The organism is Pigmentiphaga sp. NML080357 (assembly GCF_002188465.1).
Lineage (GTDB): Bacteria > Pseudomonadota > Gammaproteobacteria > Burkholderiales > Burkholderiaceae_B > Pigmentiphaga.
In genome coordinates this window covers 85,971-100,545 of record NZ_NINW01000046.1, presented here as the reverse complement: position 1 = coordinate 100,545, position 14,575 = coordinate 85,971, and the positions used below count along the sequence as shown (strand labels likewise).

The 14,575-nt window shown below is 68.0% G+C and carries 14 protein-coding genes; 5 read left to right on the top strand and 9 right to left on the bottom strand.

Features of this window, described 5'->3' with window-relative positions; genetic code table 11:
• Positions 1 to 64: 64 nt before the first annotated feature.
• From CDO44_RS21325 to CDO44_RS21315, 3 genes are all read left to right on the top strand, one after another.
• On the top strand, positions 65 to 652 hold the full coding sequence (locus CDO44_RS21325) for a chromate transporter (RefSeq protein WP_087782293.1): 588 nt from the start codon (positions 65 to 67) through the stop codon (positions 650 to 652).
• A complete protein-coding gene (locus CDO44_RS21320) occupies positions 649 to 1,176 on the top strand; it encodes a chromate transporter (protein ID WP_087782292.1) in 528 nt (175 codons plus the stop codon). The genes CDO44_RS21325 and CDO44_RS21320 overlap by 4 nt, the downstream gene beginning before the upstream one ends.
• A 61-nt stretch (positions 1,177 to 1,237) precedes the next feature.
• Complete coding sequence (locus CDO44_RS21315; RefSeq protein ID WP_087782291.1) at positions 1,238 to 1,453, top strand: hypothetical protein; 216 nt, start codon at positions 1,238 to 1,240, stop codon at positions 1,451 to 1,453.
• A 2-nt stretch (positions 1,454 to 1,455) separates the two neighbouring features.
• On the opposite strand, the gene CDO44_RS21310 is transcribed toward CDO44_RS21315, so the two are convergent.
• The 3 genes from CDO44_RS21310 to CDO44_RS21300 form a co-directional block, all read right to left on the bottom strand.
• On the bottom strand, positions 1,456 to 2,310 hold the full coding sequence (locus tag CDO44_RS21310) for an alpha/beta hydrolase (RefSeq protein WP_087782290.1): 855 nt from the start codon (positions 2,308 to 2,310) through the stop codon (positions 1,456 to 1,458).
• A gap of 61 nt (positions 2,311 to 2,371) precedes the next feature.
• On the bottom strand, positions 2,372 to 3,376 hold the full coding sequence (locus CDO44_RS21305; protein WP_369824700.1) for a Bug family tripartite tricarboxylate transporter substrate binding protein: 1,005 nt from the start codon (positions 3,374 to 3,376) through the stop codon (positions 2,372 to 2,374).
• A gap of 350 nt (positions 3,377 to 3,726) precedes the next feature.
• Positions 3,727 to 4,485: an SRPBCC family protein gene (locus CDO44_RS21300; RefSeq protein ID WP_158213375.1), complete on the bottom strand. Its 759-nt coding sequence runs from the start codon at positions 4,483 to 4,485 to the stop codon at positions 3,727 to 3,729.
• A gap of 194 nt (positions 4,486 to 4,679) precedes the next feature.
• On the opposite strand from CDO44_RS21300, the gene CDO44_RS21295 reads away from it, so the two are divergent.
• Positions 4,680 to 5,438 (top strand): DUF2238 domain-containing protein, encoded by a 759-nt coding sequence (locus CDO44_RS21295; RefSeq protein ID WP_087782288.1) that lies wholly within the window; start codon positions 4,680 to 4,682, stop codon positions 5,436 to 5,438.
• Positions 5,439 to 5,484: 46 nt separating this feature from the next.
• Here CDO44_RS21295 and CDO44_RS21290 read toward each other — a convergent pair whose 3' ends face one another.
• The 4 genes from CDO44_RS21290 to prpF all read right to left on the bottom strand — a co-directional run bounded on the left by CDO44_RS21290 (position 5,485) and on the right by prpF (position 9,769).
• Positions 5,485 to 6,972 (bottom strand): tripartite tricarboxylate transporter permease, encoded by a 1,488-nt coding sequence (locus CDO44_RS21290; RefSeq protein WP_087782287.1) that lies wholly within the window; start codon positions 6,970 to 6,972, stop codon positions 5,485 to 5,487.
• 3 nt (positions 6,973 to 6,975) lie between these two features.
• Positions 6,976 to 7,458, bottom strand: a complete 483-nt coding sequence (locus CDO44_RS21285; protein WP_087782286.1) for a tripartite tricarboxylate transporter TctB family protein — start codon at positions 7,456 to 7,458, stop codon at positions 6,976 to 6,978.
• 53 nt (positions 7,459 to 7,511) lie between these two features.
• Positions 7,512 to 8,465, bottom strand: coding sequence for a tripartite tricarboxylate transporter substrate binding protein (locus CDO44_RS21280; protein WP_087782285.1), 954 nt, complete (start codon positions 8,463 to 8,465; stop codon positions 7,512 to 7,514).
• A 134-nt stretch (positions 8,466 to 8,599) separates the two neighbouring features.
• Positions 8,600 to 9,769: a 2-methylaconitate cis-trans isomerase PrpF gene (prpF, locus tag CDO44_RS21275; RefSeq protein ID WP_087782284.1), complete on the bottom strand. Its 1,170-nt coding sequence runs from the start codon at positions 9,767 to 9,769 to the stop codon at positions 8,600 to 8,602.
• A gap of 222 nt (positions 9,770 to 9,991) precedes the next feature.
• Between prpF and fusA the strand changes: the two genes are divergently transcribed.
• Complete coding sequence (gene fusA, locus CDO44_RS21270) at positions 9,992 to 12,103, top strand: elongation factor G (RefSeq protein WP_087782283.1); 2,112 nt, start codon at positions 9,992 to 9,994, stop codon at positions 12,101 to 12,103.
• Here fusA and CDO44_RS21265 read toward each other — a convergent pair.
• Together CDO44_RS21265 and CDO44_RS21260 are read right to left on the bottom strand one after the other, a co-directional pair.
• On the bottom strand, positions 12,100 to 13,167 hold the full coding sequence (locus CDO44_RS21265; protein WP_087782282.1) for a mandelate racemase/muconate lactonizing enzyme family protein: 1,068 nt from the start codon (positions 13,165 to 13,167) through the stop codon (positions 12,100 to 12,102). The two genes, fusA and CDO44_RS21265, sit on opposite strands and share 4 nt — an antisense overlap.
• 2 nt (positions 13,168 to 13,169) lie before the next feature.
• Positions 13,170 to 14,573 carry an MmgE/PrpD family protein gene (locus CDO44_RS21260; RefSeq protein ID WP_087782281.1) on the bottom strand — a complete coding sequence of 468 codons (1,404 nt, stop codon included), beginning with the start codon at positions 14,571 to 14,573 and terminating at the stop codon, positions 13,170 to 13,172.
• Positions 14,574 to 14,575 lie beyond the last annotated feature (2 nt).

Sequence of the window (14,575 nt, the reverse complement as noted above, 5' to 3'; positions counted from 1 at the left end):
CGGCCATTAAGCTGTCCGACACCCGAAATCCGTAATATGGCGATTCCCGATCGCCAGGTCCGCCATGATCCCGACGCCTTCTTCCCTTCGCCCCGGCGATGCCCCGCCTCCTTCCGCCTTCCAGCTCTTTCTCGCCTTCGCCAAGATCGGCCTGACCAGCTTCGGCGGCGGCCTGAGCGGCTGGATGATGCGCGAGTTCGTCCAGCGGCGGGAATGGCTTTCCGAGGCCGAGTTCCTGAGCGGCCTGGCGCTGGCCCAGGCATTTCCCGGCGTCAATGTCATCAACATGTCGATCTGGGTCGGCTTCCGCCTGCGCGGCGGCGTGGGGGCGCTGGCAGGCGCACTCGGACTGGTGGTGCCGGCCATGCTCCTGGCGCTGGCGGTGGTGGGCGCGTTCTCGGCGGCGGCCAAGTCCGATTCCGTGCACGTGGCCCTGGCCGGCGTCGCCGCCGCCGCGGTGGGGCTGTCTCTGCAAACGGGCTTGCGCGCCGCGCGGCGGGCTGCGCAAAGCATGGCGGCCGCGGCGATCATGGCCGCGACGTTCGGGGCGATTTTCTTCCTGCGCCTGCCGCTGCTGTGGGTGGTCGGCACGATGGCGCCGCTTTCTGTCGGCCTGGCTTATCTGCGCCTTCGTGCACGCGAGGGATCATGAACCTGAAGTCGCTGCTGGAGGTGGTCCTGGTTTTCGTGCCGCTGTCTTTCCTGACGGTGGGCGGCGGGCAGAGCATCGTGGCCGACATCCACCGTCAGTCGGTGGACGTCTACGGCTGGATGAACAATGCGCAGTTCATGGACTTGTATGCCTTGTCGCGCATCATCCCGGGGCCCGGCGCCTTGCTGGTGACGCTGGTGGGGTGGCAGGCGGCGGGCCTGGCGGGGGCGCTGGTGGCGTCGGCCGCGATCTTCATTCCCAGTTCGCTGCTGGTCTATGGGCTTGCCCATTTGTGGACGCGCTTCAAGGGAACCCGTTGCATACGCGCGGTGGAGGCTGGGCTGGTGCCGGTGGCGGCAGGCATGGTTCTGGCTGCTTCGTGCACAGTACTGCGCGCGGCAGAGGGTGGCGCATGGGCCTGGGGCGTGGCGGCGGTTTCGACGCTGGCGCTGATGCTGACGCGGCTCAGCCCGTTCCTGATGCTGGGGCTGGGGGCGGTCGTCTTTCTGGTCGCGCTGGGATGATGCGGCTCGTTTGACGCGGAAGGCATCCTGCCGGCCGGCGCGCCGCTCTGAGGAGGTCGTTGTGGAGGACTGGACGCCGCAGGCGCGTGGCTGGGTCAACGAACGCAATTTCGAGATAGATACGGCACCCGGCGAGGGCGGCTATCAGTTCCGGGTGCGGGTGCTGGGCTTTCCGCTGATGCAGGACGGCGAGCTCTTCCCCTCGGCCGATGCGGCCCGGGCAGGGGCGATCGCGTTCCTGGAAAGGCAATTCCAGGCCAAGGTCGAAGTGGAATGACGTCAGCCTCGATAGGCCGCGGTGGCGTCGCGCACGAAGCCGTGCACGGCTTCATCGTAGGCGGGGCCGGCGCGGCTCGCTCCCGAATGGGAAGCGCCCTCGATCTTGACCAGTCGCTTCAACGGCGCGTGCTGCGCCGCGGCCCATAGGGCATCGCTCATGGCGTGGGGCACGACGCGGTCTTCGGTGCCGTGCAGCAACAGGACCGGGGTGCGCAGCGAAGCGATGGCACGCACCGAATCGAAGGGCTGCGTGACCAGCAGTCCCAAGCCGGGAAGCTCGCTCCAGCGCGTGGTGGCGATCATGTCGCGGATGCGGGTGAAGGTCGACTCGGCGATCAGGCCTGCCACCGGCGGCGTACCGGACCGGGATACGAGGTCGATGGCGATCGCGCCCCCCAGGCTGTGGCCGTAGACGAAGCGCCGGGCCGGATCCGGCTGCCGGCGCGCCAGTTCGCGCAGGGCAGTCTCGGCATCCCGCCGTACGCTGGCCTGGGACGGCAGCCGGGCGGAGGAGGCGCCGAAGCCGCGATAGTCGATAGCGAGGATGGAATAGCCGAGGTCGGCCCAGCGGCCGATGCGGAAGGCGCTGCCGTTCAGGTTCCAGCGCGAGCCGTGCAGATACAGGATGGTGGGGGCGTCCCGGTCGGGATGCTGCCAGTACCAGGTGCGCAACGTGTCGCCGCCCGGCATGCCCAGGTCGTAGACCTCGGTGCCGGCGGGCGGTTCGCGCCACCACGAGCGCTCGCCCAGCTCGACCGAGAAAATCATCTGGCGCTGCCAGCGGTCGAGCGCCACGTAGCCCGCGCAGGCAAGCGCGAACAGGCAAGCGAGGGTGGCGAGGCGGCGGATCCACATGCTCAATCAGAGAGCCGGCGCCGCCGGAGGTTCCCCGCCGACATGGCGGCGGGGTGTTTCCTCAGTCGGCCTGGATGCCGAACTCCTTGACGACCTTGCCGAAATACTCGTATTCGTCGGCGGTCAGCTTGCCGAAGGCTTCCGGCGTGCTCGATTTGGCGAAGGCGCCGAAGACCCGCATCTTCGCGACCACATCGGGCATTTTCAGGATTTCGGCCATGTGGCCGTTGAGCGTGCGGATGACCTCGGCGGGGGTGCCCTTGGGAGCATAGAGGCTCTGCCAGGCCGCTACGTTGACGTTCTTGTATCCCAGTTCCGCCATGGACGGCGCATCCGGCGCAAGCGGGGTGCGTTCCGAGGCGCCGTTGGCCAGGATGCGCACCTTGCCGGACGCAAGATAGGGCTCCACCGGGCCGTAGGTCATCCAGCTCAGCGCGACGTGCCCGCCCAGCAGGTCGTTGACCGCGGGAGCCACGCCCTTGTAGGGAACGTGGGTGATCTTGACGCCGGCGGCCTGGTTGAAAAGTTCCCCGAGGATGTGCATGGGCGAGCCCGAGCCCGGGCTGGCATAGGTCAGCGCCTTGCCGGCCTTGGCGTCCTTGATCACCTGCGCCACCGAGGTATAGCCCGAGGCCTGGCTGGCGACCAGCAGCAGCGGCTGATAGGCCGTCTGGGTGATCGGCGCGAAGTCCCTGGCCGGATGGTAAGTGTCGGTGGCGTTCGTCTTGACGACGTGGGTCGCCATCGAGAACGTGCTGGGGGCGAGCAGCAGGGTATAGCCGTCGGGCTTGGCACGTGCGGCGTAGTTGCTGCCGATGATGCCGCTGGCGCCTGCCCGGTTCTCGACGATGACGGGCTGGCCCAGGCGCTGGGTCAGCTTTTCGCCGAAGAGCCGCGCCATCGCGTCGGTGTCGCCGCCCGCTCCATAGGCGACCACGATGGTGATGGGCCGGGACGGATAATCCGCGGCCATGGCGGGAAGGGAAACGGCGGCCGCACCGGCGGCGCATGCGGTAGCGAGCGCGAGCAGGGCGCGCCTGCCTGATTGGAATTGCGAGTACATCATGGTGACCATCTGCGTGAAAAAAGAAAGCCGGCATCGCGCGGATGCATGTGTCGTCCGCGCCGCGGCGGGCGCCGCATGCGAGGCATGCGTCGGCGTGGTTATACCGCAGACCTTCGGCGCGCGGATCCGGGCGCATGGAATTCCAGGGAAAGCGATAGGTCGCCTGCACTCGGCGTGTCAACGGTGGAACGGCGCTGAAACGCAACGGGGGGCGGGACGGACGAAACAAAAAGGATGCGGTCCGCGCCGCTCCGGAGAACGGGGCGAACCGCCCAAGCTGCCGGGAGCCCTTCCTTGGGGGGAAGGCGGGGCCCGTATTGGTCCGGCAGTAGCCGATGGCGCGCGGCGGATCAGGCGGAGGCGGGTTGCGCCTCGCCGGCCGGCAACGCCGCCGCGCCCGCCTCGAGATAGCGCTTGAGCTGGCGCAGGTCTTCGGCCATCTGGCGGGCGGGATTCTCGCGCGACAGCCGGGCGGCGACCCGGCCCGCCTGCCCCAATGGCGGTTGATAGGCGATCATGGCCCGCACCACCGTGCCGGTTCCGTCCGGCGCATCGCGGAATTCCACCCAGCCGTGGTTGGGGATATCCGCCGTCGCTTCCGCCTCCCAGGCGATGCGCTCGTTGGGAATGTCGTCGACCACGTGAGCGATCCATTCGACGGTCTTGCCGAAGGGGGCCTTGACGGTCCATCGCGAGCGGTGGTCGTTGATGACCTCGATGCTGACGATGTGGTGCATGAAGCGCGGCAGGTTCGAGAAGTCGCGCCAGAAGCGGTAGATTTCCTCGCGCGGGCGGTCGATGGCGATGGCATAGGTGGCCGCCGCGGCCGAGATCCAGCCCTGTTCCTGCGCGATGCGCCGTTCCAGCGGGGACGCCGTGACAGCCCGTTTGACGGGGCAGTTGCCCGTGGCCGCTCGCCACAACAAGCCCGCGGCGGCGGCTGCCGCCAGGTCGCCCAGCAGCCCGCCGTGCCGGAGTCCCCAAAGCAGGAGCAAGGAGCCCCCCGCGGCCGAGCCCAGCCGCTCTGCCGGGCCGACATTGCGGTCTCCGTCCGCCGATGCGAGCCATCCAGGCGGGGCGTCCGGTGTCGCGCTCGTTCGGTCTTCCATGCGTGTCTCCATTGCGCTGCGGCGTCGTCGGACGGCGTAGCAAGGGCCGTGCCCCGCGGAGGCAGCGGGACGCAAACCGGGAGATGTAAAAGTTGCCGCGGTCCGGCTGTAAAAAATAGGCCCGGCGGCGTGGGCGGGCTGGTAGCGTAGACTGGGGATCCCGCATGGCCGATGGAGGAAACATGGAGGCAGGCATGGCATATCGACGTTACGTCGCGACGCTCGCGGCGGCGTTCGCCGTCATCTGGGTGGCGCTGGCGATCAGCCCGCTCGACCGTGGCGACTGGGCCCTGGAGAATGTGCTGGTCGTGGGATTCTGCGCCGGCCTGGTGCTGAGCTGGCGGCACTTCCGTTTTTCGCGCCTTTCCTACACGTTGATCTTCGTCTTCCTCTGCCTGCATGCGATCGGCGCCCACTACACCTATGCGAAGGTCCCGTACGATGCCTGGTGGCAGGCTCTGGCCGGGCGCAGCTTCAACAGCCTGTGGGGTTGGGAGCGCAACAATTTTGACCGGGTGGTCCACTTTTCGTACGGCTTGCTGCTGGCTTATCCGATCCGCGAGGTCTTCCTGCGCGTGGCGGATGCCAAGGGCTTCTGGGGCTATTTCCTGCCGCTGGAGTTCACGCTCGCGACCTCGGCCATGTTCGAGCTGTTCGAGTGGGCGGCGGCCGAGGTGTTCGGCGGCGACCTCGGCGTGGCCTACCTCGGCACGCAAGGCGATGTATGGGACGCGCACAAGGACATGGTCCTGGCCGCCGGCGGCGCCGTGGTGGCCATGCTCGCCACGGCAGCGGTGAACCGCTGGCTGCAGCGGGATTTCTCGCGCGAATGGGCCGAGAGCCTGCGGATCAAGGATCCGCGGCCCTACGGCGAGGACGAAATCCGGCGCATGTTGCGCCATGAGGCCCAGGCAGGGGGAGCGGATCTGCCTCCTACCTCCCACCCGCGCTGAAGCGTTGTGCCCGCGCGGCCGCAGCGGCCGTCGCGCGGGCGCCGCGTCAGGCTTCGCGCTTGAGCCGCCTGAGCAGCAGCGGCAGCACTAGCGCGGCGATGGCCAGCACGATGAGCGTGGCCGATACCGGGGTGGAGACGAGGATGAGGGGATTGCCCTCGCCCACGGCCAGGGCCCGCCGCAGTTGCGTTTCGGCCATGGGGCCGAGGATCAGACCGATGAGCACGGGCGCGATCGGGAAGTCGTACACCCGCATGACGTAGCCCATCAGGCCGATGCCGAACATCAGCGCGAGATCGGTCCACGACGTCGCCACGCCCCAGATGCCCACCATGGCGAAGATCAGGATGCCCGCGTACAGGTAGGGCCGGGGAATGAGCAGCAGCCGTACCCATAGTCCGACGAGCGGCAGGTTCAGCACCAGCAGCATCAGGTTGCCGATGTACAGCGAAGCGATCAGGCCCCAGACCAGGTCGCCGCTGCTGGTGAACAGGAAGGGGCCGGGCTGCAGTCCGTAGCTCTGGAAGGCCGCCAGCAGCACGGCTGCGGTGGCGGACGTGGGCAGGCCCAGCGTCAGCAGCGGCACCAGCACGCCCGCCGCCGCGGCGTTGTTGGCGGCTTCGGGACCGGCCACGCCTTCGATCGCGCCCTTGCCGAATTCTTCGGGATGCCGGGACAGCTTGCGCTCGATCGAGTAGGAGAGAAAGGTCGGGATCTCGGTGCCGCCCGTGGGCAATGCGCCGATGGGAAAACCCAGCGCCGTGCCGCGTATCCAGGGCTTCCATGACCGCTTCCAGTCCTGCCGGGTCATCCAGGTGCCGCCCGCCAGCGGATTGATGCGCGGCGGCGCCTTGTTGTAGCGGCTCGCGACGTACAGGATCTCGCCCACCGCGAACAGCGACACCAGCACCACCGTCAATTCGATGCCGTCGAGCAAGTCGGCGGAACCGAATGCCAGGCGGGCCTGCCCAGTCTGGCCGTCTATGCCCACCACGCCCATTGCCAGGCCGAGGAAGAGCGAGATGAAGCCCCGTACGCGCGATGTGCCCAGCACCACCGAGACCGAGGTGAAGGACAGCACCATCAGCGCGAAGTAGTCGGCCGGCCCGAACACGAATGCGAGCTCGGCGATGGCCGGCGCCACGAAGCTCAGGGCCAGCGTGGCGATGGTGCCGGCCACGAAGGAGCCGATGGCCGCGGTGGCAAGCGCGGCGGCGCCGCGTCCGGCCCTGGCCATCTTGTTGCCCTCGAGCGCGGTCATCATGGAGCCGCTCTCGCCCGGCGCGTTGAGCAGGATGGACGTGGTGGAGCCGCCGTACATCGCGCCGTACAGGACTCCGGCGAACATGATGAACGCAGCCGTCGGCGCGATCTGCACCGTGACCGGCAGCAGCAGCGCGATCGTGAGTGCCGGGCCGATGCCGGGCAGCACGCCGATGGCGGTCCCCAGCGCGGAACCGAGGAAGGCCCAGAACAGGTTCATCGGCTGTAACGCGACGCCGAACCCCGCAAGCAGGGAGTTGAAGGTATCCATCGATTACCACCCGGCCGGAGGAAAGGCGCCGCCCAGGCCCACGCCCAGGTGCGAGAATCCGAGCCAGCAGATCGCGCCGAGCGCGAGGCCGACGGCACAATCGAACACGACGCGCCGCGAGCCGAAAGCCCGCGTGACCAGGGCGAACGAGCCCATGGCGGTCAGGGGGAAGCCGAGCGGCTTCATGGTCAAAAGCGGCAGCGCGGCGCCCGCCGCCGCCCACAGCAGCGCAGGCCACGAGGCGCCGGCATCGGCCTCGGCGTTCTCCACTTCCTGGGGGGAGAAGGTCTCCCCCCGCGCGATCTGCACCAGCAGCATGAGGCCCAGGACGATCAGGGCCACGCCTATCGCGCTGACGAAAAAGCCCGGGCCCAGCGCGGCATAGCCGCCGATCTGCGGCAGCGTGCCGCCCTCGTAGAGCCAGACCGCGCCTATGAATACGACCGCCAGGCCCAGCCACCAGGGGCGCCTTTGGGGAGTTGTCATCGTGTGTCTCCGATGGGCGCCGGCGGCGCCCGGTGCCTCGTGTCGGTGCGGATCTACTTGACCAGCCCCACGTCCTTGAGCACTTCGGCCTGGCGCGCCTTCTCCTTGGTCAGGAAGGCGGCGAAGTCGTCGCCGGCCAGGTAGGCGTCGTCCCAGCCGTGGTCGGCCAGCGTCTTCTTCCATTCGGGCGAGGCATGCAGCTTGGCATAGCGCTGCAGCCACATGTCGCGTCCGGCCTTGCTCATGCCGGGGGCGCCGATGATGCCGCGCCAGTTGCCGACGACCACGTCGTAGCCGCTTTCCTTGAGGGTGGGCGCGTTGACGCCGGGCAGGCGTTTCTCGGAGGAGACCGCGATGATGCGGATGCGGCCCTGGTCGGCGAAGGTCTTCAATTCGGACAGGCCGGAGATGCCGATCTTGCCTTGGCCGCTGGCCAGCGAGGTGACGACTTCCGCGCCGCTGGTGTAGGGCAGGTAGTTGACCTTGGTGGGGTCCATCTTGGCCGCCTTGGCGATCAGCGCCGCGGTGACGTGGTCGGTGCCGCCTATCGATCCGCCGGCCACGGCCGTGCCGCCCGGGTTGGCCTTCAGGGCCTGGACCGCGTCGGCAATGGTCTTGATGGGCGAGTTGGCCGCCACGACGATGGCGCCGGCGTCGTCGGTCAGCCTCACCAGGGGCACGGCCTGGTCCAGCGTGACGGGGGATTTGTTGGTGATGATGGCGCCGACCAGAATCGCGCCGATGGACATGATCGCGTTGTCGTCGCCCTTGCTGGTCCGGAAGAACTCGGCCAGCCCGATGGTGCCGCCCGCGCCGCCCTTGTTGGTGACCTGGAAACCGTCGGTGAAGATGCCCGTCTGCTGCATCACCTGCAGCGGTATCCGGGCGGCGCCATCGTAGCCCCCGCCTGGTCCGCCGGGGGCCATGACCTTGGCGGGCGCGGCCATGGCGGCCAGCGGCATGACGGCGATGACGAAGGCTGCAACCGATTTCTTGACGAACTTCATGCATGTCTCCTTGCTGCGATGTCGGCGGCCGATCCGCCGGGGAGGGAACGGCAGGCAGCCGTTCCGCTACGAAGACAGTATCCGCCCAAACGCCGGCGTACGCGAGGTCCCGCGGGCGCCGCCGCAGGGCAGGTTCAGTCCCGCCATGGCGGCACCAGCACCACGCCGTCCATGAGCCGGCGGGCGCTGCGGCTCATGGCCACCAGCGCGACGCTCCACCGCCCGTCCTGGCACCGCGCCTGCGCGCCGACCTTCAGCGTGCCCGACGGGTGGCCGAAGCGCAGTCCGTCGCGGGCGCCCCCCAGCAGGTCGGCCAGCACCGTGCCGGGCACGGCGGCCGCGGCGGCGATGGCCACCGCGCCGGTGCCCGTCATTGCGTGGTGAAGCTTGCCCATGGAAAAGATGCGTACGTTCAGGTCGATGTCGTCCGTGCCGACGGCGCGGCCGCTGGAGGCCGTATAGGCCGCGGGCGGGGCGGCGAAGGCGAGCTTGGGCGTATGTTGGCGGTGGGTGGTCGCATGAGCGGCATCGGGCGCCAGGCCCATGGCGACCGCGGCGTGGGCGCGGATGGCCTCGGCACGGGCCAGCACGCCGGCATTGCCGTTGACATCGGACTGCAGTTCGGTGCCTGCCAGTCCCAGCGCCGAGGCGGGAACGAAGACGGTGGGGTTGCCGGCGTCGACCAGCGTCGCGCGAATTTCCCCCACGCCCGGAATGGTCAAGTCATCGGCCGTGTTGCCCGTGGGGAACATCGCGCCGTCCGGGCCGTCGCCGCCGCCTGGGTCGAGGAATTCCAGCCGGACTTCCGCGGCGGGGAAGGTCACGCCATCGAGCTCGAAGTCGCCCAGTTCCTGGACCTGGCCGCCGCGCACGGGGACGTGGGCGACGATCTTCTTGCCGAGGTTCGCTTGCCAGATGCGGACCTCCGCCATGCCGTCGCCTGCCGGCCGCACCAGGCCGCGGTGGATGGCAAAGGGGCCTACCGCCGCGCTGAGATTGCCGCAGTTGCCGCTCCAGTCGATCATGGGCTGGCCGATGGCGACCTGGCCGAACCAGTAGTCGACGTCGCAGTCCTGCCGGCCGCTGGGGCCGACGATGACCACCTTGCTGGTGCTGGAGGTGGCGCCGCCCAGGCCGTCTATCTGTTTCTCGTAGGGGTCGGGGCTGCCGACCACCCTCTGCAGTACCCGGTCCCGGACGGCAGGATCAGGAGGGAGATCGCCGGGCAGGAAGAACACGCCCTTGCTCGTGCCGCCGCGCATGTAGAGGGCGGGAATGGCACGCTGTGTCTCGGTGGCGGTCATGGCGGATCGGATTTGCTTTTTTCAGATTGTTTTCAGGAAACGCGCCCATATATGTGCGAGGTTACTACGAGGCGCGCGGGAATGCCCGGGCGGCCGCCAGGCTGTGGCGTGCCGCCCCTCCCCGGCCGGCCGGAATCGGTGCAAACTAGCTTTCTCTGCCGATTCCCCCCGGAACCGGCGCGGCTCGCGGTTCGTTCCCCCCAACCTTTCGACGAGATAGCCATGACCCGCAAGACCCCCATCGAGCGCTACCGGAACATCGGCATCAGCGCCCACATCGACGCCGGCAAGACGACGACGACCGAACGCATCCTGTTCTACACCGGGGTCAACCACAAAATCGGGGAAGTCCATGACGGCAACGCCACCATGGACTGGATGGAGCAGGAGCAGGAGCGCGGCATCACCATCACGTCGGCGGCCACCACGGCCTTCTGGAAAGGCATGGCGGGCAATTACCCGGAACACCGCATCAACATCATCGACACCCCGGGGCACGTCGATTTCACCATCGAGGTCGAACGCTCCATGCGCGTGCTCGACGGTGCCTGCATGGTGTACGACTCGGTCGGCGGCGTACAGCCGCAGTCCGAGACCGTCTGGCGCCAGGCCAACAAGTATGGCGTGCCGCGCATCGCGTTCGTCAACAAGATGGACCGCGTCGGCGCGGACTTCTTCCGCGTGCAGCGGCAGATCGTCGATCGCCTGAAAGGGCGGGCCGTACCCATCCAGATCCCCGTGGGCGCGGAAGAGCATTTCGAGGGCGTGGTCGATCTGGTCAAGATGAAGGCCATCATCTGGGACGAAGCCACCCAAGGCGTGCGCTTCGAGTACCGCGACATCCCGGCCGGACTGCAGGCGACCGCCGAGGAGTGGCGCGACAAGATGGTGGCAGAGGCGGCCGAGGCCGACGACGAGCTGATGGACAAGTACCTGAACGGCGTCGCCCTGACCGAGGACGAGATCAAGCGCGGGCTGCGCAAGCGCACCGTGGCGGGCGAGATCGTGCCCATGCTGTGCGGCAGCGCGTTCAAGAACAAGGGCGTGCAGGCCATGCTCGATGCCGTCATCGACTATCTGCCGTCGCCGGTGGACGTGCCCGCCATCAAGGGCGTGGACCAGAACGACCACGAGATCGAGCGCCATCCGTCGGACGACGAGCCGTTCTCGGCGCTGGCCTTCAAGATCATGACCGACCCCTTCGTCGGCCAGCTGATCTTCTTTCGCGCGTACTCCGGCATCGTGCGGTCGGGCGATACGGTCTTCAACCCGCTCAAGGGCAAGCGCGAGCGGCTGGGGCGCATCGTGCAGATGCACGCCAACGAGCGCCGCGAGATCAAGGAAGTCTATGCCGGCGACATCGCGGCTGCCGTGGGCCTGAAGGAAGCCACCACCGGCGACACGCTGTGCGACCCGGACCACGCCATCATCCTGGAGCGGATGTCCTTCCCGGACCCGGTCATTTCGCAGGCGGTCGAACCCAGGACGCAGGCCGACCAGGAAAAGATGAGCCTGGCGCTGAACCGGCTGGCCCAGGAGGATCCCTCTTTCCGCGTCCGCACCGACGAAGAGTCCGGGCAGACCATCATCTCCGGCATGGGCGAGCTGCACCTGGAGATCCTGGTCGACCGCATGCGGCGCGAGTTCGGCGTGGAGGCGACGGTGGGCAAGCCGCAAGTGGCCTATCGCGAGACGGTGCGATCCGCCGTGCGCGACGTCGAGGGCAAGTTCATCAAGCAGTCGGGCGGCCGCGGCCAGTACGGCCACGTCGTGATCACGCTGGAGCCGCAACCCGCGGGCAAGGGCTACGAATTCGTCGACGCCATCAAGGGCGGCGTGGTGCCGCGCGAGTTCATCCCCGCGGTCGACAAGGGCATCCAGGACACGCTGGCGTCCGGTGTGCTGGCCGGTTATCCGGTGGTGGACGTAAAGGTCACCCTGACCTTCGGCTCCTACCATGACGTCGATTCGAACGAGAACGCCTTCCGCATGGCCGGTTCGATGGCGTTCAAGGAAGCCATGCGCCGCGCCAACCCGGTGCTGCTCGAACCCATGATGAGCGTCGAGGTCGAGACGCCCGAGGATTTCATGGGCAACGTCATGGGCGATCTTTCCTCGCGCCGCGGCATGGTGCAGGGCATGGAAGACATCGCGGGCGGCGGCGGCAAGCTGGTGCACGCCGAGGTGCCGCTGGCGGAAATGTTCGGCTACTCGACCACGCTGCGCTCGCTGACGCAGGGGCGCGCGACCTACACCATGGAGTTCAAGCACTACGCCGAGGTGCCGCGCCAGGTGGCCGAGGCGGTGATCGGGGCGCGCAAGCAGTCGGGCTAGGCCGCCAGCTCGACGCCGCAGCCCGGCGTGCGGGGGACGGTCAGCACGCCGTTTGCCACCGGCAGGTCGGTGCAGGGGTCGTCGAGCAGTTGCTGGTGCTCGGACAGCTCGCACGCGTAGGGCAGGGCGGCGATCGCACTGGCGGCATGGGCGTTCATGGCCTGCATGAGCGCCGGTCCGAACGCGGCGCCGACGCGGCATATCACGCCGCCCGCTTCGCAGATGTGCACGGCTTCCATGAAATGGCGGAAGCCGCCGAGTTTGGTGACCTTGAGGTTGATGGCGTCGACGACACGGTCGGCGACCAGCCTGTGGACGTCCTGCACGGTGACGGCGCTTTCGTCGGCCTCGATCGCGGTGGGCAGGCTGCGCGTGAGCAATGAGAGGCCCGCCCAGTCATGGGCCGGCACGGGTTGTTCTATCAGCGCGATGTCGTACTGTTCCATGCGCGAGAAGGCGGCCATCATCTGCTTGGCGTGGTAGGACTGATTGGGGTCCAGCGTCAGCACGACGTCCGGCCCGACCGCCGCCCGTACGGCGGCGACACGGTCGACGTCCAGGTCGGTGTCGCCGGACAGCTTGAGCTTGAGCTGCCTATATCCGCCGGCCGCCAGCGCGGCCGCGTTGGCGGCCATCTCCGAGGGCGGCTTGATGGACAGGATGCGAGACAGCGGCAGCTCGGCATGGACCTGGCCGCCCAGCAAGACGTTGATCGGTACGCCCAGGCGCCTGGCCAGCAGGTCGTGCAGCGCCATGTCGATGGCGGCCTTGGCGCTGTGCTGGAAAGCCAGCCTGCGGTCGACATCGTTCATGATCGCGGCGATCTGGTCCAGCCGCCTGCCGGAGACGATCGGCGCGAGCAGCTCGAGCGCGGTCCGCACGCCTTCGCCGTGGCTCGTGATGGCCGGAATGGCATGCGCATAACCCAGTCCGGTCGTGCCGATGTCATCGGTGAGGGCCAGCAGGTAGCCGTCGATGGTCGGCACGGAAGCCCGGGCGAACTTCCAGGAGGCGTCGCGCATGCGCTGGGGGCAGGGTATGACGGAAACTTGGGCAATGTGCATGGCTAGTCGGGAAGGAGGGTCGGTGCAGCCAGGGCATCGAATACCGGAGCGACATCGTCGAGCTTGTCCAGTTGCATCAGGCGGTCAATGGCTTCGTCGATCTTGCCGGGCGCGATGACCCCGTCGGCATTCGAGCGGAATTTCCGGATGTAGTCAGCTTCCGATATGGGATTGGCGCGGGTGCCGCGCACACTGTCGATGACGTGCTCGAAACGCGAGCCGTCGTTCAGCCGGATCGAAACGTGCGCGCCGGCCTTTTTCGGATCGGCGCTCAGGGAGGCATGTGCCTCGTAGACTACCTTGTCGGCCAAGGCGTTGATGGCTGGATCCGCCAGCGCCTCGGGGCTATAGGCGTGTTTGCCCATACTGCCACGCACCATGGCCTCGGCAAGCGAATGCTGCAAGCTGATGCGGCCATGCCAGGTGGTCAAGGGGCGCAGCTTCTCGGCTGCCGGTTCGCACAAGGTCGCCACGGAGGTGGGCGCGATGCGGCAGCGGATTTCGGCAATGTCGGCGGGTACTATCGCGTGCGCGGCCCTGAGCGCGAGTACCGCGTCGATGTAAGGATGAATGGTGAACGCGCTGGGATATGGCTTGGAAGCCACCTCGAGCAGCTCCCAGCGGCTGCCTAGCCGGTCGGTCGCCATGGCGTACCGAAAGGCCGACGGTTCGACCTTCTGAAGATGCGTCTGGAACCAGCCGAAGCGACCTTCGAAGACGAAACGAGGGCCGCTGATGCCTTCCTGTCCCAGCGCGACGGCGCGCACGGCTTGGCTCGCCGCCATTCCCACGTGCAGCGTCTTGGTCGACGCGCCATCTTCCCATGAAGCCATCAAGCCACCGCACATGCTGGCGCAATGGCCGACTGCGTCGGCGACTTGCCGGCGATCGAGCTCCGCCAGGGAGGCGAGTGCGTACACGGCTCCGAACGCACCCATGATCGCAGTCGGATGAATACCGACGCCATGCAGGCGCACGGGGGAGACCAGGCCCAGCCGGCAACTGAGCTCGCTGCCGACGATCACCGCCTGCATCAGCCGGGCGCCGCCGAGGCGCGATGACTGGCAGTAGGGAAGGGCGACCGAGAATGGCGCTACCGTCGGATGGACGAACGACTCGATGTGCGTGTCGTCGAATTCCAGCAGCGAGGACATGACGCCGTTGACGAAGGCGGCGCCCGCCAGCGACAGTGGTTCGTCGAAGCCAAGGCTCCTGGCTTGCGAGCCGGCGTCGGTCCGCGCCATCGCGCGGGCCGCGGCATGGACCGGTTCCAATGGCCTGGCCGCGAGCATGACCCCGACCGCATCGAGGATCTGCAGCCGTGCGAGGTCCTTGACGTCCCGGGGAATGCCGTCCCACGACAGTCCCATGGCCCAGTCCGCGAGTCGTTCGCTCAATCCGACCATGG

Bases quoted from the DNA above. Each gene is read 5' to 3' on its own strand.
- CDO44_RS21325 (WP_087782293.1), top strand. From the start codon at position 65: ATGATCCCGACGCCTTCTTCCCTTCGCCCCGGCGATGCCCCGCCTCCT.
- CDO44_RS21320 (WP_087782292.1), top strand. From the start codon at position 649: ATGAACCTGAAGTCGCTGCTGGAGGTGGTCCTGGTTTTCGTGCCGCTG.
- CDO44_RS21310 (WP_087782290.1), bottom strand. From the start codon at position 2,310: ATGTGGATCCGCCGCCTCGCCACCCTCGCTTGCCTGTTCGCGCTTGCC.
- CDO44_RS21305 (WP_369824700.1), bottom strand. From the start codon at position 3,376: ATGATGTACTCGCAATTCCAATCAGGCAGGCGCGCCCTGCTCGCGCTC.
- CDO44_RS21300 (WP_158213375.1), bottom strand. From the start codon at position 4,485: ATGGAAGACCGAACGAGCGCGACACCGGACGCCCCGCCTGGATGGCTC.
- CDO44_RS21295 (WP_087782288.1), top strand. From the start codon at position 4,680: ATGGCATATCGACGTTACGTCGCGACGCTCGCGGCGGCGTTCGCCGTC.
- CDO44_RS21290 (WP_087782287.1), bottom strand. From the start codon at position 6,972: ATGGATACCTTCAACTCCCTGCTTGCGGGGTTCGGCGTCGCGTTACAG.
- CDO44_RS21285 (WP_087782286.1), bottom strand. From the start codon at position 7,458: ATGACAACTCCCCAAAGGCGCCCCTGGTGGCTGGGCCTGGCGGTCGTA.
- CDO44_RS21280 (WP_087782285.1), bottom strand. From the start codon at position 8,465: ATGAAGTTCGTCAAGAAATCGGTTGCAGCCTTCGTCATCGCCGTCATG.
- prpF (WP_087782284.1), bottom strand. From the start codon at position 9,769: ATGACCGCCACCGAGACACAGCGTGCCATTCCCGCCCTCTACATGCGC.
- fusA (WP_087782283.1), top strand. From the start codon at position 9,992: ATGACCCGCAAGACCCCCATCGAGCGCTACCGGAACATCGGCATCAGC.
- CDO44_RS21265 (WP_087782282.1), bottom strand. From the start codon at position 13,167: ATGCACATTGCCCAAGTTTCCGTCATACCCTGCCCCCAGCGCATGCGC.
- CDO44_RS21260 (WP_087782281.1), bottom strand. From the start codon at position 14,573: ATGGTCGGATTGAGCGAACGACTCGCGGACTGGGCCATGGGACTGTCG.